18 protein-coding genes, 1 tRNA gene and 1 pseudogene are annotated in these 20,868 nt (G+C 59.7%); 8 read left to right on the forward strand and 12 right to left on the reverse strand.

The features are described from left to right. Positions 1-44 precede the first annotated feature (44 nt). From Q2M23_RS07780 to Q2M23_RS07790, 3 genes are all read right to left on the reverse strand, one after another. Positions 45-392 carry a hypothetical protein gene (locus tag Q2M23_RS07780; protein WP_316395236.1) on the reverse strand — a complete coding sequence of 116 codons (348 nt, stop codon included), beginning with the start codon at positions 390-392 and terminating at the stop codon, positions 45-47. 70 nt (positions 393-462) lie between these two features. Beyond that, the gene (locus tag Q2M23_RS07785) at positions 463-1,260 is read right to left on the reverse strand and encodes a hypothetical protein (protein ID WP_316395237.1); all 798 of its coding nucleotides are present in this window, start codon (positions 1,258-1,260) and stop codon (positions 463-465) included. Next, on the reverse strand, positions 1,257-1,388 hold the full coding sequence (locus Q2M23_RS07790; RefSeq protein WP_316395238.1) for a hypothetical protein: 132 nt from the start codon (positions 1,386-1,388) through the stop codon (positions 1,257-1,259). Before Q2M23_RS07790 ends, Q2M23_RS07785 begins: the two co-directional genes overlap by 4 nt. Positions 1,389-2,013: 625 nt before the next feature. Here Q2M23_RS07790 and Q2M23_RS07795 point away from each other — a divergent pair. The 4 genes from Q2M23_RS07795 (at position 2,014) to Q2M23_RS07810 (ending at position 7,253) form a co-directional block, all read left to right on the forward strand. After that, positions 2,014-2,346, forward strand: a complete 333-nt coding sequence (locus Q2M23_RS07795) for a hypothetical protein (RefSeq protein WP_316395239.1) — start codon at positions 2,014-2,016, stop codon at positions 2,344-2,346. Positions 2,347-3,428: 1,082 nt separating this feature from the next. Beyond that, complete coding sequence (locus Q2M23_RS07800; RefSeq protein ID WP_316395240.1) at positions 3,429-4,550, forward strand: hypothetical protein; 1,122 nt, start codon at positions 3,429-3,431, stop codon at positions 4,548-4,550. 1,017 nt (positions 4,551-5,567) lie between these two features. Next, on the forward strand, positions 5,568-6,380 hold the full coding sequence (locus tag Q2M23_RS07805) for a M23 family metallopeptidase (protein ID WP_316395241.1): 813 nt from the start codon (positions 5,568-5,570) through the stop codon (positions 6,378-6,380). Positions 6,381-6,395: 15 nt separating this feature from the next. Beyond that, complete coding sequence (locus tag Q2M23_RS07810; protein ID WP_316395242.1) at positions 6,396-7,253, forward strand: RusA family crossover junction endodeoxyribonuclease; 858 nt, start codon at positions 6,396-6,398, stop codon at positions 7,251-7,253. A gap of 27 nt (positions 7,254-7,280) precedes the next feature. Here the strand turns inward: Q2M23_RS07810 and Q2M23_RS07815 are convergent, their stop codons facing one another. The 6 genes from Q2M23_RS07815 to Q2M23_RS07840 all read right to left on the reverse strand — a co-directional run bounded on the left by Q2M23_RS07815 (position 7,281) and on the right by Q2M23_RS07840 (position 13,366). Next, positions 7,281-7,772, reverse strand: coding sequence for a restriction endonuclease (locus Q2M23_RS07815; protein ID WP_316395243.1), 492 nt, complete (start codon positions 7,770-7,772; stop codon positions 7,281-7,283). Continuing rightward, positions 7,696-8,745 (reverse strand): hypothetical protein, encoded by a 1,050-nt coding sequence (locus tag Q2M23_RS07820; protein WP_316395244.1) that lies wholly within the window; start codon positions 8,743-8,745, stop codon positions 7,696-7,698. Before Q2M23_RS07820 ends, Q2M23_RS07815 begins: the two co-directional genes overlap by 77 nt. A 248-nt stretch (positions 8,746-8,993) precedes the next feature. Beyond that, positions 8,994-9,332, reverse strand: coding sequence for a hypothetical protein (locus Q2M23_RS07825; RefSeq protein WP_316395245.1), 339 nt, complete (start codon positions 9,330-9,332; stop codon positions 8,994-8,996). A gap of 223 nt (positions 9,333-9,555) precedes the next feature. After that, complete coding sequence (locus Q2M23_RS07830) at positions 9,556-11,013, reverse strand: alpha/beta fold hydrolase (protein ID WP_316395246.1); 1,458 nt, start codon at positions 11,011-11,013, stop codon at positions 9,556-9,558. 810 nt (positions 11,014-11,823) lie between these two features. Next, on the reverse strand, positions 11,824-12,999 hold the full coding sequence (locus Q2M23_RS07835; RefSeq protein ID WP_316395247.1) for a hypothetical protein: 1,176 nt from the start codon (positions 12,997-12,999) through the stop codon (positions 11,824-11,826). A gap of 290 nt (positions 13,000-13,289) precedes the next feature. After that, positions 13,290-13,366, reverse strand: a tRNA-Arg gene (locus tag Q2M23_RS07840). Positions 13,367-13,662: 296 nt separating this feature from the next. Between Q2M23_RS07840 and Q2M23_RS07845 the strand changes: the two genes are divergently transcribed. The 3 genes from Q2M23_RS07845 (at position 13,663) to Q2M23_RS07855 (ending at position 16,245) form a co-directional block, all read left to right on the forward strand. Continuing rightward, the gene (locus tag Q2M23_RS07845) at positions 13,663-14,742 is read left to right on the forward strand and encodes an LLM class flavin-dependent oxidoreductase (protein WP_168856590.1); all 1,080 of its coding nucleotides are present in this window, start codon (positions 13,663-13,665) and stop codon (positions 14,740-14,742) included. A gap of 95 nt (positions 14,743-14,837) precedes the next feature. After that, positions 14,838-15,878, forward strand: a complete 1,041-nt coding sequence (locus Q2M23_RS07850) for an alpha/beta hydrolase (protein ID WP_316395248.1) — start codon at positions 14,838-14,840, stop codon at positions 15,876-15,878. Positions 15,879-15,987: 109 nt separating this feature from the next. Beyond that, positions 15,988-16,245 carry a GCG_CRPN prefix-to-repeats domain-containing protein gene (locus tag Q2M23_RS07855; RefSeq protein WP_156436045.1) on the forward strand — a complete coding sequence of 86 codons (258 nt, stop codon included), beginning with the start codon at positions 15,988-15,990 and terminating at the stop codon, positions 16,243-16,245. A gap of 182 nt (positions 16,246-16,427) precedes the next feature. On the opposite strand, the pseudogene Q2M23_RS07860 reads toward Q2M23_RS07855, so the two are convergent. Further along, positions 16,428-16,839, reverse strand: a pseudogene (locus Q2M23_RS07860) (YccF domain-containing protein). A 219-nt stretch (positions 16,840-17,058) separates the two neighbouring features. On the opposite strand from Q2M23_RS07860, the gene Q2M23_RS07865 reads away from it, so the two are divergent. Next, positions 17,059-17,697 (forward strand): carboxymuconolactone decarboxylase, encoded by a 639-nt coding sequence (locus Q2M23_RS07865; protein ID WP_316395249.1) that lies wholly within the window; start codon positions 17,059-17,061, stop codon positions 17,695-17,697. A gap of 167 nt (positions 17,698-17,864) precedes the next feature. On the opposite strand, the gene Q2M23_RS07870 is transcribed toward Q2M23_RS07865, so the two are convergent. Next, entirely contained in the window at positions 17,865-19,637 is a 1,773-nt protein-coding gene (locus Q2M23_RS07870) for a putative bifunctional diguanylate cyclase/phosphodiesterase (RefSeq protein ID WP_316395250.1), read from the reverse strand. A 205-nt stretch (positions 19,638-19,842) separates the two neighbouring features. After that, entirely contained in the window at positions 19,843-20,805 is a 963-nt protein-coding gene (locus Q2M23_RS07875; protein ID WP_018269225.1) for a sensor histidine kinase, read from the reverse strand. Positions 20,806-20,868 lie beyond the last annotated feature (63 nt).

Raw genomic sequence — 20,868 nt, forward strand, 5'->3', positions numbered from 1 at the left:
ATCGGCATTTTCTGACGTTGCCGCTTCGCGGGCTCCGGATGGCTTCAGATTATCTTGTCATCGTGCTTGATCGATTTTGCTCGATCGATAACGGTCCATCGGAAATCGACATCCTTCTCGGCCGAGTAACCCGATCCGGAATCTCCGACTTGGGCGGTATCAGGATTGAAATCATTCAAAGAGCCCAGCTGGCTTCCGTCCTTCTTGAGCTTCGTAAAGGTTCCATCCGAGATGAACGTCCAATCGCCGCTTTTCGATGCGAAAATCTTCTTGGTCGGTTGGTGGTTTTCTTCTTCGCTTTCGGACCAGGTTTGGCCCGATTTTCGGATAGCCATGGCGGCATCCACTTTTGGAAACTTGGCGCAGGTGATGTCGAGGTAAATGGACGTCATGATCAAATCCAATCGGTGTACTGTTGGTCAGAGCGATTTCGTCTCGCCGGAACGCGATTAAAACGGCAATCTAGCGAACCGTGTGCAGGAAAAGTTCGCCAGTCGTGTCAAACGTGATGCGCATAATGTCTTCCAGATCAAACCTCACGGTTTGCGCTCCGCCAGGAATGACCTTGCCGGGAGTAGGCTGCAGAACATTATTGATGACGCACCAGGCTGTGATGGTGGCCTGCGCTTTATTGGTGACGTCCAACTCAACCGTATTGACGGAACGAGTTAGTTGCAGAACGGCATCGTAGCCGCACTGAATTCCGTCAGCGGTAACGTGAGCAGTGGACGCATTCTTCACGCTGAAAACGAAGTCGGGCGTCACTACCGGCAATGGATCGCCGTTGGATATTTCCACGGTAAAATCGAAAGGTTGCACCGTGAGAGGGCGCCCCATCAGATGGGGGACAAAGCGGCGGCTCATATCTGCCGAACTGCGTGCTCTCGCACGCAATCCCTCCATCAAATTCCAATAGATCGATTGCGTGCGCTTTTTCAGTATTTCGATGATTACGGCCAGGCCATTGCTCCCGCCTGCGAGCAAGCCAGCGGTCAAGACGACGTCTACGCCGTAGAACAGCGTCCGATGAGAGCCGCTTAGCTGTAAGGGCGGTACTGGCGACAGATCCAACAACGCCTCAAGGGTTCTGGGCCCAGCTCCGCTCACTAGGAGTCCAAAGAGGAATCCGACGGCGAGGCGCGTTGCTTCTCTCTTCGAGCTTACTTCTACAAGAGCCTGCCTTGCAGTGGCACTTTCCGAGGCAAAGAAGGCTGCATCTGCAGTTTGCTGCTCCTCTCCAAACAGAAGGTCGTTGATCACGGCGAGCGCCCTTTCGAAAAATAACGCGACAACGAACAGCGAAGTCGCCAGGTCGCCGCCGCCTTAAGGGCTTCATTTTTGTAGGGAATGCCGACACCAAGTCCGCCCGTCGCGCCGACGATCAGCATTACCAAGAGCCCGACAATGATTGCGCTGGTTGCTGAAATTCTATTCATATAGAAATACCTCAATACAACCAGTAATAGACACAGTCTAAACGAGTTTTATGGGACGCGTCCAGAGGTTGTTGTCTCCCGCTCTCACGGCTCGTGGCTGCTGGTTCGAGCGTCGCGCAATGTCGCGGGGCGGGCCGCGGTGGAAAGGAAATCGGTGCGAGCTTCCGGTCGGTCCTTCGTACGGCGGCGTAATCCCGGGTGCTTCACGTCTGCGCAAGCGCGTGATCGAAGAGCATTTGATCGAGGCCGCTGCGAACTGGGTGTTTTCGTGCGACCTGGCGCGTTTTCCCCATTTGGAGAACGATCGCGTTGTCGAAGGTCGGCCAGCGCGAGCAATTCCACTTCTAGCGGCCGATGGTGTCGGTCGGGCGGTCCGCCATTACGTCATCCCGACGGATCGGCTTCGCGGCGCAAAGGCCGATCGCGCGACGTTCGAAAATTACCTTGCCGAACAGTCTGTCACGTATCGACGTGTGACGCCTCGATTTCGGTCGGCCTTCTGAGTCCAGCGGTCGGAACGCTGAGCGTCTATCTACGAGAGAAGGTAAGAACGGGCTTTTTCCTGAAGTTGTTTGCAGTGCAGCGCGAACATGCGTCGCGGACGCGTACCAGCAACAACAAGAGCCCGCATGGGATTGTCTTGAAAGACCTTCCAGCCGCCGCGCGTAACCGGCTGACGAGCGGAACGTCGTTTGAGGACATCACCAAGCGCTCGCGCTATTCGTCGACATATGTCCTCTCGTCCGGCGGCTGGTCGTCCCCCCTATTGCTCGGCGTCGTCTATCTGATCGTCAGCATTGAATCACGAAGAATGATGCCGCCAGCACCCAAGAAATGGGTTGATTGCATCGATATGCTCGTTCAAAATGAGGTTGTAGGCATCTGTTCATCGAGAAAGCGGTTGTTCTGAACTCAAACTCACTGGTCTGTTCGGAAATTCTTTGAGGCACCGCAGCCAATTGTTTTTAGAATGGGCCCGTTGAGCAACCCGCCGTCGCAGGTGGCATTGGTTGGCCTGGTATCCCGAAGCTGGAATTGCACAGCATAGGCTTTCAGAGAAGCGAAGCTCTGGGTGCGGCTGACCAAAATTAACAGACGTGCCGCTGCTTAATCTGAGGCTTCTGCGTGCAGCCGAGGAGGCTCCATCCCCCGAAATGCTGATCACACGATCAGATGGCATCGCGTCCTCGACAAGGCAGGAAACCCGATCGAAAGGTCTCCGCTGCGGCCCGTTCGCAGGGGGGCCGAGGTATGGTGGATCTGGAAAATAGCTCTGCCCACCGCCCGCGGCGACGTCGACTATGGGCTCCTCATTGAAGAGGTGGAATTGATGGCTGAGGACAGACAAGCTGGTGTCACTCCACCGCACGCTTGCAGCGATCTGCAGTTTGCAACCGAGCTGAAGGAGCGGGGCCTATGTTTTCGCATATCGTGGATCTGAGGGCATAAAGCGACATCCTGAACGCACCTTATCGTTGGGCTAGTCTGCCAGCCGCGCTGCACGGCTGGAATCAATCGTCACCAGACGGAGGAAGCAATGGAGTACAGTTTTCGCTGCAACGAGAGACGGACGGTTTACAGGAATGCCGGGGGAGCGACTCAAACGATCAATCTGGCGATACAGGAAAACTGCGGAGGCAATTCGCGTGTGAGGGTGTTCAATTCGAGTCACAACGTCGTGTCGGAAACGTTTTTTGAGTCGCCGGGAGGCGCGGTTACTCTCAGCGTTCATCCAAGCGAGGAGGTCGAGGTCTTTTGCGATGGGGGAGCGGATCCCCATGGCTGCAAATACGAGATCAAGTTCTGAACGGCTAAGACCTGGCTGTCACGCCTGACCTCGATCGTTCGTCGTTGAAGAGGTCCGGCTCAAATCGAGAGCGCGCGGCGGCCGTGATTCCATCGTCAAGCTGGACTTACCCAATCGAAAGATCGGCGATGTGGTCTTGGCCTGCAAGCTGCAATCACAACCGGGAGTAACGAACGAGGGGCACGATGAGGAAACAACCCACGCGACGACTTGCGAAAAATAGTGGTAAAGAGCCGACGGATGGCCCATCGATGTACCCGGTATCTTTGCATCCGGATCTGCTTCGGCGTCAGCGTGACATACTTGAGCAGATGCAGATTTGCGCCGACTTGATCGCAAGATCGGCTCCACGCAGCCGACGCAGTCGTGACAAGCCGACCATAGCGGTTGCAGCGCTGGAAAGGTGGTATGAAGTTCTCGGCCTCGCGACAGCGACGTTGGCGGACGCGGCGATTGGTCCGCTCGACATCGCAACTGAACCAGATCCAGGAAAGCGGGCGACTGCATTTTTCCCTGTTGTCAGCGCGGTGGTGAACGATCTTGATACGTCTCCCAAGGACAACATCAAGCGGTTCTTGATGCACGTTGCGTGGCACGAAGGTGCAAGGCTTACGGCTCGTATTCAATCCGGCGGAGGTCCCGCACGGAGTTTTTTCCAGTTTGAAGCATATCGAGCAAAAGAGGCACTCGCGCTCGCGCAGACAAAGGGTTTTCTGGGCAAGCTCGCTGCGGCGGCGGGAAAGTCCGAGAAGAACCTGAAGGACGCGCAGAGCGAACTCCCGGACTACGATGGAAAGGATCCATCGACATCGTTTTTTCCGGACGGGAATCTCATCAAGGACCTTCTTGAGACAAATGATCCGTTCGGGACTTATCTTGTTCGAATCGAGTTTATGAGATTTTCGGCCGCGATAGGCGTGACGAACAGCGCCCATGCTGACTACTGGTACCAATATTGGAAGCGTAGTGGAGGTAATGAAGCCGCGTTGAAGGCGACATTCATTCAAGAGTCAGACGAGGTAGACGGTCTGCTCGTACCACTCATCAAGCAGTTCCATTTCAAGGTGAACAATGTTGACAGCTTCCTGACGCGAGCCGGTAATACCTGGCTTCAAAAAACGAAGACCACCGTAACGAACACGTACTTCGACCGCGGGACAGATAAAAAGATGATCTTCATGGATGACGGAGCGAAGGGGGTTGTGGAACTTCAAATCCCAGTGACGGGTGGTCGGGGACTGGAGCGGCTCTATCGGAGAGGGACTTGGCACACGTATCAAGACAATATGATCGTTGAGTATGCTTGAGCAGGGCCTGCACGTACAGCCGCAAACCGGTCGACCTTTCTGTGTCGGCTGTGAAGCACCTTGGAGAGATGCGGACTGAGTCCTGATTCAATTAGCTGGATCTTCTAACCTGAACGCCGGCCCCACGGAGGGGCCGATAGATGCATACTCTCGTGCGAGAATCGAGGTGAGGGCGTGCCTGCCTGTGCGTGAAAGGACCGCAAGAGCTGCCGACGCATAAGTGAGCAGGAAATTGAAGCGCGGTCCGGAGCCTGCTGAAGATTGTAGGGTCGTGAACGTCAGCGTGCTGATTGGCCCGGAATCGCGTTTTTGACAACTCGACAGGGCAGACGTTTCGTAATAGGAGGTACGACAAATGTCAGGCGTTTCTCGCTGCGTCATTGTTCTAGTTGCCGTCGCGGCAATTGCCGGTTCAGGCCGCGCTGCAGACAACAACCCCTTGCTCATCCCGGATTGGAATGATGCGTCGCTTGCACGCGCAAGGGCGAGCTTCGATCGCTCTGGGCAGGCGGGGGCTCCTCAAGAACAGGATGACGGACGACTTTCGCTGCCCCGTTGGGGGCTTGGCAAAGTTATTGATCGGCCGACAGCAGAGGAGAGGGCGGTCTCACGATCCGAAGGATCGCTGAGTAGCAAGCTCCAATGGCCCAAGTGCGCTTCGAAGGTTACTGCTACCAAACACGCCGTCAACGCGGAGGGAACCTGGTACAGCGACTCGTATGACTATGGCTGCGTTCAAATTGCCATAACGGGTAGTCGGGCGTATGCACCGGGCCTCTCAAGACCGGAAAGCAAAGCGAACGTTGATGATTGCAGTACGTCAGCCAGACGAGCTCCGCCCCTGTCAACCAGAGAAGAGGGCGACACGCGCGGTCGATTTGAATTGAACTTGAGCTTGAACGGTCTTCCTTATTCCATTGAAGGAAGTTGCTCCAAAGGTGCGCTCGAACTTTGCCGCAGCCGTGCGGCGCAGTGCGCGATTGTAGATCGTCTCGTTTTTCTCGGAGGACGTCCTCAATGAATTTTTGTAAAGCGGTTTTCGGGCTTGGCGCCGTTACTTGTTTGAGCGGCTCAGGCGCGCATTGCGAACAGCCTACGGAGCAGTTCAAATATCACTCTCCCGGCGTCATGACCCATCCGGGAGACAAAGGGGTTACCGATCGGCACGCTTATTTGCCCCTAACCTCCTTTCCGATACGCGTGGGGCCGGACGCAGGCGCCGGTAAATCACCGCTCCGAGCCTATGCGAATAGCCAAGTCTACCGCCGTGGCGGCGACAACGAACCGGAAAATGATCCAAAGCTATTTGTCTATCCCTGGATTGATACCCTTTGCGAAACTCATCACGCCGGCGGACCTATGCCGCTGTGTCCGAGCAAGAAGCCGCCGAATCTTCACCAGGGCGTGGATATCCGGCCAGATGCACCGAGAGACAATACCTATGACATCGTCGCAGTTTTCGATGGTGACGTATACAATGTTGTCGCAGATCCAAAGAAGACTACGCAACTTCACGTGATAACCAAAGATAGGGTATGGGACTGCCTGTACCTTCACCTGAACCCAACGGCCGAAGAGGGGCAATCCGTTAAATCGGGCGATGTAATCGGCAAGGTCTCCCACCACATGGTGGGAGGAACATCGATACATTTACATATTCAATGCAAAACAGCGGACCCGAATCTGAAAAAGAGCGTCAACATGCCCATTTATGCATCGCTGATTGCAGCTTATCGCCGCTCTTGGCAAATGCCAGACGCGATCGACAACGGAGTTCTAAAGTACGACCCCCAACGTGAACTAGAACGTCCTGCTGATACTGCAAATTAGTTCCGAGGGCCGGCGATGGATGAACGGGAGTTGCGGGGCATCGAGCCGTTCGAGATTGAAGCAACCGGCGCGCAAGCGGGCGTCAATCCGATGTTCGGCGAATGGCGGCAGCGCTTCGACTTCGCGCCCGTCCCGCACCGAGGCGGTGGCGGACCTGCCCGGCGTGCTTTTCAAGACCGGATACACGATGCGCTGACTAACCGCTTCGTCTACTGGGGCGAGGTCCAGGTCACCATCACACTGTTCCTGGACGTCCAGGCGATCTTGGAGACCTCGGAAACTGCCGACGTCGACAACTATGCGAAGGCCATCCTGGATGCCCTAAAGGGCCCGGACGGGATCATCGTCGATGATACCCAGGTCCAGGCGCTCACCATCTCGTGGATCGACTCGCACACCACCTACTTTGAAGTCGAGATCCGCTCATCGCCCGACGACTTCATGATCAAACCCGTCACCTTCTTCGAGATGCCAGACGGACTCTACTATCCTCAGCCTGCAACAATCTGGGAGGTGGCGGGGCCGAAGGCTTCGACGGACCTCGATCATTTCGTTGGCCTGACGATCTCCGAGATGATGGCCGGCGGGAAGAGGCACATGCGCCACGTCCTGCGGCAAGCCGGGCTGACGCGACTGGAGGCCTCCCGCAACAGCGTTCACATCCAGACCCAGCTGCGGGGTTTCCATCGAAGCCGGTTGGTCGATTCCGGTTTTGACATGGTGCCGATCGCCGACTGGCGCCGCCAACGGACGGCCTGGGCGGAGGGCGAGCCCGAGAAGGCCAGGTTCCTGACCGAGGTAGCGGACAAGTACAGGGGTTCCGTGGAGCGGCTGGCCGCTGCTGCTGCGGCGCTCGGAAGGCCCCGCTCATAGCCACCGACGATGGATGGCCGGACCCAGTCAGTCCTTGTTCGATTCGCTGGCGCGGACCTGACGTTTCACTAGCTCGGTAAGCGCCTTGCGGAGGGCGGCCACTACGTCAGCTCCGGACTTGAACGAGCGGAGGTGGTCGACGGTGAGCATCAGGACAGCCACGCCGTCACCAAGTGCAGCCGTCAGGTGAAAGTAGCCAGCAGAGATACTTGCTTCGTCCCCCGTTATGCCGTTCAGCGCCACCAAAACCCCACTGCGCCGGCCTTTGTCCTTCAAGCTCGTTGCGAAGTAGCGGACGTCCCGCCCGGACACTGGCTTTCCCGAACTCTTGCATTCGATGATGAGGGGACAGTCGAGGAAGTAGACGCCGTCCAGCGCGCTGTCGTTCCAGAACAGGAGGTCAATCTCATCGGTGCCGTATTCGTTCTTGAGGTTGGAGCCTTCAAATTTCAGCCCGGGCACGGCCTCGAAGATCGTTCGGACAAGGTCCTCCAGCCGTTTGCCCTTGAGCTGGGCCATCGGTGTCGCCGCAATCTCCTCGAGCACGGCCGCGATCCAAGCCGTATCCAGCGTCACGCGTTAGACGGCGGATAAACGCCGCGCGCCGGCGGCGACGCAGGATTTCCGCCTCGAGCGTGCCTTTCTCCAGGCTGTCGATAAGGTCATCAACGGCAAATGACAGGACTTTCGGCGTTTCGTAGAGCGAGGGCGGCCCGTGCGGCCGGTCGTGGTCGAAGACCAGCATGGCCAGGCTGGCGTCACTCTCGTCGACCGTTTTCGCCAGGCGTTTGACGTAGGCTTCGACGTTCTTGATCACGCTGCCCGATCCGCCGCGGAGCACCTTGCACTCGACCAGGATCGGCCCGCCGGCCTCGAATGCCACCTCGTTCAGCCAGACAATGAAGTCGACTTTCTCCCGCAGGCCGGATCGCTCCGTGATTGTCACGTCCGCGCTGGCTGCTTCGAACACGCGCTGCACCAAGTACTCGAAAATTTCCCCACGTGAGTTCAGGGCGCCAGACCGAATCCTGGCGAGCTCTGCACGAGCCCACCCCAAGTCGACTGCCTTTCCAGCAGGCGGCTCAGAGGCGATCGGAGGCGGGGTCTTGGCGTTTCGGAGGAAGCGATCCAGGTCGTCGCTGGCGTCCGCTATTCGGCCCGGCTCGACCGCTCGAACCAAAATGCCGGAGAGATCGAACGGCAATCGGCCACCAGCGAGAACAATGAATGCCGGCTTCCTGAGACTGCGAGCTACGCCGAGTTCATACATGACGCTGTCGCGGCCGCGCTCGCCGATGATGGCGGCTACAAAATCGGACGCGGCGATGAGGCGCAGAATCTCTTGAGTGATCGGTGTAGTGGACTTGATCATCCAGGGTGTGGTGACCGCCACGCCGCGCTCGGCGAGCATCCGCGCAAGCTCGTTCGTCTCAGGGCCGTTCGGGCCTGAAACGAAACATCGCTCCAAACTGCGCGCCGGGTTGTCCGACATCCACGCTCCTCCGTAAGTCGGATCGTAGCCATGTCGTTCTGTGAGCCAAGGAGTTGAGTGTTATAGTTGTCTTCCTAAGACCGCTTGGCCTCCGACTTCCTACGATCAGTTGTGCTCAGACGGGTGAGGAATGGATCATCCGGTGCTGCCCGAGCCGATCCTCCGCGGTTCAGCCCGATCACGCCCATCCGGTCGAATAAATTATGTGAATCTTCCGTCAATGGCCCACTGCTTACCGCGCGGCGGCGTTAAGGCCGCGGGCATGCCCCATCGCGCAGATAGCGGGCAAAATTCTTCTCAGCCCAGCACAGGTTATCATACGTCTTCACACGCCCCGAAAAAACACCCTGCGCAACGATGCCGTGAACAAGACAGAGATGGTCGCAGAACGTCGGGAAGCAGTCTCCTTTATGCAAGAACCGAGCGCCGTCTCGGGCTGCCTCGCAACTGTTGTTGTAAGTCTGCAATTGACGCGCCGGACTGACCGCGCAGACCGGATTCACCAACTGCGGACACGACTTCGCAAGGACCGCCTGCTGGCCGCCCAGCAAGACGATAACAAGAGCAACTAGGCTAACACCTTTCATGGCGCGGCTCCCTGCCTTTGTCTGCTCCTCTAGAGGCTTGACGACTCCGTTGTACCCGGTCGAACTCCTTGCGCTGTTCAACAAGACCTCCTGTATTCGGGAAAGCGTTGCAGATCAAAACGAGCAGGGCTTTGCCGCCCATTTTCGGGACTCCTTGGTGACCTGCTACGCGAACCCAGGCGCGCAAATAGGTGTCCGCCGGCGCACGCTTGCGCTCTTGCGCTTATGATTTTCGCTTAGATTTGGATTTGCGAGGAGCTTGCCTCGTAGGCGCGCTGCCTGCTGGACCACCGGAGGACTTATCTCCCGAATGTACGGTAACCGGAGTCGCAGCATTGACGAAGAAGACCGCGCTCGAGGCCTCGCTTGATTTGTGCGTTCCCTCGAAGGCTAAGATATATGCGCCAGGCACATGCGGTGCCGTCAACTTCGCCAGAAAATGTGTCGTCGCCGGCCCTTTGTATGTTAACGAGGTACCCGTGCCGTACGGTACTAGGTTCGCAGCCTTCTTGACGCGAGATGCGTCGACAAACTTGAGCTTCAGGTGGCCATTGATGTCGGTCGTCGGCGCGTCGGGAATGACAAGAATTTCCATCGGCTCATCGGGTTTGAACGTCTTTTTGTTGACATTGACCGTGACGCCGGGCGCAGCCTGAACGAACGCACTCACAACCGCGATTCCAAAGATCTTATCAAGCGTTTGCTTGAGCGCGGGAGTGCCGAGGATGTCGACATGCGAGCCCTGTAGGGTGTAGTGAACCGCATACTTTCCCGCCGAAGCGCTCCATATTGGAACGGTGCCATCGCCATCTCCGGTGATCGTCTCCACGTAACGCGGTCCATTGAAGAGATAGGAATTCGATGTCGTTAATCCTGTTCCTGCGATGGCCGTATATTCAATCGTCTTGGGATGACTATCAATATCCTTCAGCTCAGCCCAAGATACGGTGGCGGCTTGAGCGTTTGACCGATTGAGTTGGTATCTCGTGTCCGCGGCAGCACTGTAGATGTCGACCGGGACAGCAGAGCCTGACGAGACATCGTACAGCGTGTCTATTCCCGGCTCGGTAAAGCACTTAAAGCCAGCAGGATATCGAGGGTCATTCTCAATTAGCTGCAGTTGCGCGGCAGTGAGGCCGAGCGATGACCCCTCGCAAGCGAGAGCCCGCCCCACCGCAACCGGTGCGCCGAGATTGGGGCCGCAAATGAAGACGACCTTCTTTATCTTGGAGAACCAGTTCGTGTTTCGATACTTTGAGCTTTCGATGACGAGCCGAGCGACCAGGCTTCCCATGGAATGACAGACGAGAGTGACAGATGACGCGCCACTTGAGACCGCGCTCTCAATGGCTTGAGCCAATCTCTCCGAACTTGCTGTGAAGGGAGGTGTCGACTTCCAGAGATAGGTCCGCCAGTCATAAAAGAAGTTGACGCGCTTTGCGTTCAACTCCCCGGCAATCTCATCAAGTTTGTCCATGATCGGCTTGTAAACCGGATAGTGGATCAAGCCGCCGATGACGATTTCATCCCAAATGCCGGTCGCGATGACGCTTGGGTTGATGAGTTTATCAATGCGATTGTAACCGCTGATGAGCTCGCCCACCGTGGGAGGCCATACTTCCTCCGTACCCAAACTTAGCCGCGAGCCTTCGATCCCCGGAACTAGGAAAATACAATTCATCAGGTCGCTCCATCGAGTTACCTTGAAAATCAATTCGATCGAAATGCAATTAGCGCTTGCAATCTTGTACCGGCAATTTCGAGATTGCAAGTACTGGTTTCAATGATTTGCCACGACTACCTTACATTCGTCTCCTGCGCGATCGTCTCGAAACTGAGGGAGCCCGGGACCATACGGTGACGGTTATGTCGACGATCAGCTATCTCGCGTGGGTGTGCGGAGGTTCATGGACAAGGGGCGGAAGAGACTGGACCGGGAAGAAATCGAAGAGGCTGCGCGCAGGCGTTGGCGCTATGCCGACGCCAGTTCTCTTGCGTTCGTGAGCTTGCAAACGAAAGACCGCGACAAGACAGCGCGCTCGACGACAGTCATCGCAGGAGGAATGATGTGTGCAGGCCATAAGCGGATCGGACTTCGTTGGAGCGAAATCCCATTTCCGGCCGTAGCTCGAACGGTGGGTTTGGTTTAAGAACGTCAAAAATGATCTATCTTTAAATGGGGTTGACTGACACTCTCTCCGCCGCTGCACTGTTCTCATTGTATCCGATCGTTCGAACCGGCAACAAATGTTGCCCCTAGTCACCGCCCGCGCCGTAGCTTCTGAGCGTGGGGTCGGAGGACGGATTTCGCGATGAATAGCGCGGCGCGCAAGCGAAAGTGGCTCGACGCCAGGCGAAGAAAGAGATGAACCCCCTTCGGGGGGCGCTATTGAGATCTCTTTATTGCGCGATATTGCTTATTCGAATTCTAAAGCTTACCACACCTGCCAAGCGGTCTGACCCATGTTAACTGGTCGTGGATCGGCGGCACTTATGACCATTGGTTTACCTTCGCAATGGTCTCAAACATCCCCACAGCGCCCCCACCAAACGGATTGAGAGCTTCCGCTTTCGCCTTTGCCCAGTCGACCCATGCTCTCAGCGTGCGGTCTGAGACCGTGACGTCACCCTCGGTCGCGAGCCGAGCCTCGACCTCCGCGAGAAACGTCAGCAATCTCTCCCGCTGTTCCCAATTGACGGCATACTCGCGAAACTTGTTCCAGCGCTTCTCGTCGATTTCCCGCAATTGACGGGCTTCGTAACGGCGCGCTTCCTCTTCACGATAGCGCTTCTGCTGCTCTTCGTGTTCGCGCTTCATCTTTTCAAGGGTCGGTCCTGCCGCCATTATCGCGCCGACGATAGTTGGCATGAGTTGTCCGATTTTGATCCTTTGCGATTCGACCCACTCAGGCCGCCGACCTTGCAAGTAGGTCGTGATGCTGACTCGCAGAAAGCCCGAAGAATCCAGTCCCGACTTGCAATACTCGGTGAACGCAGTCCATTTGCGTTGCTCTTCCCATTGCTTGAGAGACTGCACCATCTTTTCAACGATTGAGCACTCGACTTGGTGTCCGTCGATCAAGAACGTTATCTTGCCTGACGCTGGTGATTTCTCGATTGTGCCGCCAGCCTTTTCAACTGCATAAAATATCGCGCTGGTGGCTCTGAAACGATACAGATCGCGCTCGGTCAGATCAGGGATCGAGGGTGACGCCCAACCGATGTCCCGACGGCGATTCCTGTTCTCCAGCTCGCGCTCTTTCTGGCGCTTCCTGTGACCGGCGATCCACACCTGTACGCGTGGGTGAAGGTCGTCGTTGCGCTCAGGTACCGCGACATTACGAATGCGATTGGCCACCGTCGCGGCGGCTTGTATAGCCGCAGGGGAAGGCGCCGGCTTTGGCGGCGTAGGGTGGATATCTGCCGCGCTTGGGATCCCGTCCCGCCGAGGTGGAAGCTTAAGTGTGACGACTGGCTTTCCGGCTTCCTTCTTGGCCCAGTGGCCGCGCGGAGGATAGGGCACGTCCAGCCTGTCGCAGACCTTGGCCAGACCGTTTCCGGTGATTCCGAATTCCTCGGCAAGCCGGATCATCGGCTTATCCCAGACCATCCGGTACAGCTCTTCGCGCGTGACGCGCCGCGCATGCGAAGGTATCGGTATTTCCACCGTTGTTCGCTCCTAGCCAGTGTTAGTCGGGAAAACGCCGGCCCAGCTTGCTCCTGGCGAGACAGGGGCTGCAAGCCCTTGGAGCTGCGTGAGCCAATCCGAGATTGCCAGCCGGCCGTCGCTACTCAGCAGTATCCGGTCGCGATGGAAGGTGCCGGAGCATGACATGAAGGTCAGGTCCGGGTGCGAGTCGGGCACGGAGCGTGACACGTTTGAGCATGCAGCCCCGGGATACTCCCCTGGTAGCTCGCGTCAGCTCTCGAAGCTTGGTGCTTGGCCTTGTGATGAAATGGCGCACCCGACACGATTCGAACGTGTGGCCTTCGCCTTCGGAGGGCGACGCTCTATCCAGCTGAGCTACGGGTGCTGACTGCTTACGCGGTGCTTACGTGAGCTTTGGCAGGTGTTGAGCTCCTGCGCGCGGCCCTCGCAAACCTTTGCATTTCAATCCTCTTTCTGACGCGCCTGTCACATCTGCCGGCTTGACACGTGCCTTCGGAGGGCAACGCTCTATCCAGCTGAGCTACGGGTGCGTGCAGGGGTTCATTTAGCTGATTGGCTCCGCGTCGGCAACGGCGTTGTCCAACTGGTTAAGGGCTGTAAACTGCCTCCCGACAATATGACAGGCCACGAAGAAAGGCCGTCTTTCGAGGGAGTTTGCCCATGCGTCCGCTGGAATTCGGCTGGTATCTGCCCACGCATGGCGACACCACGGCCTATGGGCTGATGGAGGCCCAGATCGCCGGTTCGCCGGAACTCTGCGAGCGCGTGGTCGCGGCCGCTGAGGACGCCGGCTTCGAGTATCTGCTGATCCCGGTAGGCTCGGTGTGCTGGGAGGCCTGGATCACGGGCGCCTTCATGGCGGCGCGCTCCAGCCGGATCAAGCCGCTGATTGCGGCCCGGCCCGGCTATATCAACCCGGTGCTGATGGCAAAGATGATCTCGACCTTCGACCAGATGTCGGGCGGGCGGATCTGCATCAATCTGATCGCCGGCCAGAACGAGAGTGAGGTCGAGGCCGAGGGCGTGCGCTATGCCAAAGAGGAACGCTACGCGCTGATGGAGGAGGAGGTCTCGATCCTCAAGGCGCTGTGGACGACGCGCGGCCCGGTGCATTTCCAGGGCAGGTTTCACACGATCTCCGGCGCGCATATCAGGCCGCGGCCGCTGCAGCAGCCGTTCCCGAAATTCTATCTCGGCGGTGGCTCGCGGCAGGCCTGGGAGGTGTCGGCGAAGCATTCCGATGTTCATCTGTTCTGGGGCGACCTGCCGGAACGCATCGCGGAGAATATCGCCGAGATCCGGCGGATGGCGCGGGCGCATGACCGCGAGGATGCGATCGGCTTCGGCATGCGGCTGCAGGTGATCTGCCGCGAGAACGAGACAGATGCCTGGGAGGCGGCCGACCAGCTGGTGCGCCACGCCACCGAGCGGCAGAAGCAGGAGATGAAGACGCTCTACAATCGCTCGGAGGCCAACCAGCGCGTGCAGCAGCTCGCGCGCGACTACGGCGATCTCCTGATGCCGCATCTGTGGACCGGCATCACCAAGGTGCGGCCCGGCGCCGGCATCGCGGTGGTCGGCGATCCCGCGCAATGCGCCGCGACCTTGCAGCAGTTCATCGATGCCGGTTGCCACTCCTTCTGCCTGTCCGGTTATCTGCACGACGAGGAGGCCGAGCGGTTCGGCCGCCTGATCCGCCCGATCCTCGCCGCCAACAATCATGGACGGCTCGTGGCCTGAGGTGCGGGTGCGGAAGCTTTCCGAAAATTCACGGGTGAATCTGCGCCGGACGCGCCATGATCCAGCCGAGCTCGCGGCAGCAACGGAGTCGAACCATGCATCACCGGGCCTGGCTTGCGGCCGCGGCATTGCTCGTCGTGGCGGCGGCGCACGTACCCGCGGCGTCCGCGACGCAGGCACAGACCGAGCGCGACCGGAAACCGGTCAAGGAGATCGCCAATGCGCGGATTGCCGTCGGCAAAGCGAGCTTTCCGCTCTACCTCTCGGCCGACTGGTCCAACCCGCTGCCGGATGTTACGCGCGCGGTGCTCGTGCTGCATGGCGTGCTGCGCAATGCCGACGACTATTTTCGCGCGGCGCTGAGCGCGCAGGCCGCGGCCGGCGATGCCGGCGAGCATGCGCTGATGATCGCGCCGCAATTCCTGATCGAGTCCGACGTCGAGGCCTTCAAGCTGCCGGCGGAGACGCTGCGCTGGAGCCTCTATGGCTGGCAGGGCGGCGAGCCTGCGCTCGCGCCGAGCGCGGCGAGCTCGTTCGAGGCGCTCGATGCCATCCTGGCGAAGCTCGGCGACCGCAAGCTGTTTCCGAACCTGCAGCAGGTCGTCGTGTTCGGTCATTCCGGCGGCGGCCAGGTGGTGCAGCGCTATGCGATCGCGGTGAAGGGCGATCAGCTGCTGCTGCGCGAGGGCATCGGCGTGCGCTATGTGGTCGCCAATCCGTCCTCCTACGCCTATTTCACCAAGGAGCGGCCGGAGCCCGCGATCGCGGCGAACTGCCATGGCTACAACAGCTGGAAATTCGGTATGGACGACCGCCCGCCCTATCTTGCCGAGCCTTCGCCGGCTGCGCTGGAGCAGGCCTATGTCGCGCGCCGCGTGATCTATTTGCTCGGAACGCTCGACACCAACCCCAATCATCCCGCGCTCGACAAATCCTGCATGGCGGAGGCCGAGGGGCCGTACCGTTACGCGCGCGGGCATTCCTATGTCGCCGCGATGCAGGCCCGCGACAACGGCGCGCCGAACCACAGCGTGTGGGATGTGCCCGGCGTCGGTCATGCCGGCGGCAAGATGCTCAATTCGCCCTGCGGCCTGACCGCCGTGTTCGACATCCCCGGCTGCGAAGCGGCGCGCTGAGCCCCCGACACCAGAATTTGTGCGCGGAATCGGTGGCAAGCGGCACAGAGATCGCCTACGCTTGTGCCGCGAATGGAGCAGCACGACCGACAGCTCGATGGAGAACATCATGAGAGCAGGTTTGATCACGCTTCTGACAGCCGGTGCCTTCCTCGGCTTGACCCCGGCCAACGCCGCAGAGGGATGCGGTGACGGTTGCCACAGGACCTCACGAGGTGCCTGCGTGATCGACGGCTGGGGCACCGCCGCGCGGGTCAGGAATGAGTGTCCCGCCACCTCGCGCCCGCGCCCGCCGTGTGGCGGCGCTGGCTTCGTCTGGCGGCGCGACTACCAGGCTTGCAGCCAGACCACGAAGGATTGGCTCTAGTGTGCTGAATGCGAAGTTCGTGCGATTTCGCGGCAGCCACTTTCACGAACTTCGCATTCATAAAGCACACTAGAATCATAAGTTTGCTAGTGTCCTTATCGAATCCGAAGTTCGCTCCGAAGGTGCGGCAAATGTTGCGAACTTCGGATTCGGGACACTAGCCGTCGACGGCCTGGCCAGCGTCACGCCGGCACGATCACCTTGCCGATCGGCCACAGCGCGATGCCGGCAAGCTTGAGATGCGCCCAGGCGAACGGGATGCCGATGATGGTCACCGCCAGCAGGATCGCGGTGATCACATGGCCGATCGCGAGCCACCAGCCGGCCAGGATGAACCAGATCAGATTGCCGATCACGCCGAGCGGTCCGGTACCGATGTCGGATGCGCCGGTCACCTCATCGCGGCGCACCGCACGCGAGCCGAACGGGAGCAGCGTGTAGACGGCGATGTTGAAGGCGGCGCGCGCCCAGGGCAGCCCGATAATGGTCACAGCCATGATCACGGCGGCGACCAGCCAGCCGAACGCCATCCACGCGCCACGCGCCGCCGATCAGGATCCAGAGGATGTTCAGGAGGATAGATACAGGCTGCATGGCTGACACCTTCGCGCCGCTTGGGACTGCTCTTTATATACGCCGCCGCCCGGCGCTGCGGTAGGTGTGGCCTAACCGCGCGCCTGCCGTGACGAGGCGCTTCACCGGCGGCCGGCACCGAACGACAGCTGGCACCTCATTGCATCCATCGCGACGGCAATTAATCTCGCGCGACCGGGCAGGGCGCAAAGACGCCTGCACCGAAAAGGGAGAACAACAATGAGAACAATATTCGGAGCAGGGATCTTGGCGGCGCTGGCATTGTCGGTGTCGGCCGTGCGGGCTGAGGACGCCGTGCGCTTCGCGCCGCTGAAGGCGGAGGAGCTGTCGCCGGCGCAAAAGGCCTGGGCCGACATGATCAGCGCGCCGCCGCGCAATGCCAAATTCACCGCGCCGCCCTACCGCGCCTATATCCGCAATCCCGATCTGGCACCAAAGCTGTCGAACCTGTCGGAGTATCTGCGGTGGAATACCTCGCTGCCGGCGCGGCTCAGCGAAATGGCGATCCTGATCACGGCGCGGCACTGGACCGCGCAATATGAATGGTCCGCGCACCATCCGCTGGCGATCAAGGGCGGGCTCGATCCGAAAATCGCGGACGCGATCGCCAAGGGCACGCGGCCCGAGAGCATGAAGGACGACGAGGCCGCGCTGTACGATCTCGGCATCGCGCTCTATCGCGACAAGGAGGTCAGCGACGCTGTCTACAAGGCGGCGCTGGATAAATTCGGCGAGCGCGGCATCACGGATATCATCGCCATCATGGGCTATTACGACATGGTCTCGATGATGCTGATCACGATGCAGGCCGGTCCCGCGAATAACGGCGTGCAGCCGTTGGCGGTGCTGGAGAAGTAGGGCGTCTGCAGTGGTCTCGCGTTCTTACCTCTCCCGCCTGCGGGGGAGGTCGACGTGCGCGCAGCGCGCGGCGGGTGGGGGCTCTCTCCCCAGTTTTGACTCGTGGTGAAACCTCTACCTCAACCTTCCGCCGCAAGCGGGAGAGGGAGCGCAGTCACGTCGCGCCCCTACCGCCGGAAGCCGCTGGCGCGCGAATAGCCCTGGCGGCCTTCCTGGGCGGGGCGCGCGGCCATGCTGGCGCGCGTTTCGCTGGCGACCGGCGTCGCCGGCTTCAAATCCTCGAGGAAGATCGGCTTGGCGAAGTAATAGCCCTGGGCATAGCGGATCTTGGTCGCCGCCTGCAGATAGGTGAGCTCCTCGTAGGACTCGATACCCTCGGCGATCACGGTCATACCGAGCGCCTCGCTCAGCGATTCGATCGCGCGCAAGATGCCCTGGCTGCGCGGCCGCTGATGGATGTCGGTGATGAAGGAGCGGTCGATCTTGATCTCGTCGGCGGTGATATCGGCGAGCGCCGACAGCGACGAATAGCCGATGCCGAAATCGTCGATCGAGATGCCGACGCCGATGCCGCGCAGGATCGGCAGGATCTGGTCCTGGAAATGCGACCGCGTCACGAACGCGTCCTCGGTTACCTCGATCATGAAGCGTTTGGGGAAGCCGGTCTCCTCGAGCGCGCGCGCGAACCGGCGCATGAATTCGAGGTTGGAGGCCTGCTTGGCGGCGACATTGATGCTGATCGTCGCCGTCGGACCGAACGCGTCGTTGATCACGTCGATCGACTTGACGATCTCCGCCAGCACCAGGAACGTCAGCTCGTCGATCAGGCCGAGCTCGACCGCGAGATCGATGAAGGTGCCCGGCGCCTGGATCACACCCTCGTCGTCGCGCAGCCGCACCAGCGCCTCGATGCCCTTCACCTCCTGGGTGCGGATATCGACCTTGGCCTGAAACGCGCAGCAGAAGCGCTTTTCCAGGATCGCCAGCCGCAGCGACTGCTCGATCTTCATCCGCGCCAGCGCCTCGCGCTCCATGCTGTTGTCGAAGAACGCGGTCGAGCCCTTGCCGTTGTTCTTGACGCGGTACATCGCGATGTCGGCGTTCTGGCGCAGCGCCTCGTAGCTCCGGCCATGCATCGGATAGAGGCTGACGCCGATCGAGGTCGAGGCGAAGATCTCGGAGTCCTCGATGAAGAACGGCGCCTTCAGCCGCTCCTGCATGACATGGATGAATTCGGCGACTTCGTCATTGCCGCTGATCGGGTTGAGCAGCAGCAGGAATTCATCGCCGGAGATGCGCGACAGGATATCGGTGTCGCGCAGCGCGTGGCCGAGTCGCTTCGACAGCTCAACGAGCAGCGCATCGCCGATCGCGTGGCCGTAATAGTCGTTGATGTGCTTGAAGTTGTCGACGTCGAGGAAGGCGAGCGCGAAATGGCCTTGCGAATCGTCGCGGATCAAGCCGTTGACGCGGTGCTCGATCACCCGGCGGGTCGGCAGGCCGGTCAGCTCGTCGTAATAGGCCGAGCGGAACAGCTGGTCCTCGAACGCCTTCTGCTCGCTGATGTCGGTCGAGGTCGAGATCAGGAGATTGCGACCGGCGATCCGGACGGGCCGGTGCGAGGTCAGGAACACGTATTTGGATGCGCCGCAGGAGAGCGTTTCCTCGAGCACCACCGGACGGCCGCTGCGCAGCAGGTCCAGGTTGGCGGCGTGGCGCTCGTCGACCGGGGACGGCTGGCTCGCGCTGGCGGCCAGCTGCAGCTGGCTCGCGGCTGCTTCATTCACCAGGATGATCTGGCCCTGCTCGTCCTGGACGGTCACTCCCGCCGGAAGGAGTTGGAGAAGGTCGCGCAGGATACGCAATTCATTGCCGGAAATATCGTCTTGGCCGGGCACTGCCGCGCCCGCCTGAAAATCGTGTCTGGTGAGACTGTGCATGCGCCGACCTTGGCAAAGTCCGTTGTAGTTTTGGTTAAGCGGACCTGCGAAATGCCGTGACAGAATGAGACCGCGACGGCTTTCGCAAGCCGTCGCGGCAATCGTCATTAACAGAGTATCAATGTCGGCTGCGACCGCTGCTGAAAGCGATTGCGCAGCGCGCGGTTGCATCAACACATGTCGCGTGTGCCGGAAAGCCGACTTATCAACAGCTCGGAAGCTTGCACTGCATGGTGCAGTGAACACCGGTCTTCAGGTAACTGATCTCGGTCTTGCCGTCGAACGGCCGCAGCGCCGACTTGAGCAGCTTGGTGCCGAAGCCGGCTTCGCCGATCGCCTCGACCACCGGTCCCTCGGTCTCGTCCCAGATCACGTTGAGACGTCCGTCGTCGACCGTCCATGACACTTGTAAAAATCCGCGCGGCGAGGAGAAGGCGCCGTATTTTCCGGCGTTGGTTGCAAGCTCATGGAAGATCAGCGCCAGCGAGACGGCGAGCTTGGCGGGCAGGAACAGCTGCTCGCCATTGAGGTTGAACCGCACGTGGCCGTAGGGCCCGAGTTCCGAGCGCAGCAAATCCTTGATATCGCAGCCATAGCCGTCGACCCGCGCGATCAGATCGTCGGTTGCCGAGAGCGCGCGGATGCGATGGTCGATGCGCTGCCAGACATCGGGCCGGTCCTGCAGCGCCTGATGCAGTACGGCATGAATGGTCGAGGACTTGTTCTTCAGCCGGTGCTGCAATTCGTCGACCACCACCTTGCGGTACTGCTCTTCCTCGATCAGCCGTTTGGAAACTTCGCGCTGCTGTGCGACCAGGGAACGGTAATGCTCGACGCCCCAGATCGCGATGCCGCACACAACCCAGAAGATCATCAGCAGCGCAAAGCGCGCCGGATCGGCGTGCGCGCCGCTGAAATTGAGCACGACGCCGAGCAGGCCGCTCGCCAGCGCGGTCGCGATCCCGATCCGGAAACCGCCAAGGGCGGTGGCAAAGAACACCGCCGGGAAATAGGGCGTGAAGAACACATCCGGCCGGATCTGGGCGAGCCCGAAGCGCGCGGCCGTGGCCAAAACGAGACAAAGCACCGCGAAGGCGACCGCAAGCCGCACCGACGGCTGGGCATCGCCCCGCCAACACGCCCTGAAATCGTCGATCCACTTCGCCATCGGTCGTTCCAGTTCACGTGAACAGGCGACCCAAAATAAGGCCGCTGCGACCGAAAAACCGCA

It is taken from the genome of Bradyrhizobium sp. 33ap4 (assembly GCF_032654765.1).
In the GTDB taxonomy this organism is placed as follows: domain Bacteria; phylum Pseudomonadota; class Alphaproteobacteria; order Rhizobiales; family Xanthobacteraceae; genus Bradyrhizobium; species Bradyrhizobium australafricanum.